1 protein-coding gene is annotated in these 273 nt (G+C 54.2%); it reads left to right on the top strand.

Annotated features, from left to right (window positions below):
- On the top strand, positions 1–218 hold a 218-nt coding region (locus tag AC1RPQ_RS08470), incomplete at its 5' end, for a hypothetical protein (protein ID WP_481762340.1).
- Between the last annotated feature and the right edge of the window lie 55 nt (positions 219–273).

The raw sequence follows: 273 nt of genomic DNA, 5'->3' as shown, positions 1-273 counted from the left end.
GTAACAAAGAGGCCAAAAAGCGATTTATCAAGTGGCTGAAGATTTGGGGCTCTGTCGTGTCAGTAGCCGCTATTTGCGCCCTGCTCTCACCCTCGGGTGACACTCTGCGCACGGCTGCTGCCATCGGAGCCGGGCGTGACGTACTGAGCACTGAAGTCGGGAAGCGCGCTCAGGACGCGGCCATCAGATTCCTCGACGGATTGAGCAAGAAGAACTGATAGTAGTAATTAAAAGTTGACAAGAAAGGGCCTCCACGTTAAACTGGGGGCTCTT

It is taken from the genome of Dellaglioa sp. CoH-57-MRSF-21, from assembly GCF_056781915.1.
The sequence above is the reverse complement of the archived record's forward strand: the minus strand, read 5'-3'. Positions and strand labels throughout refer to the sequence as shown.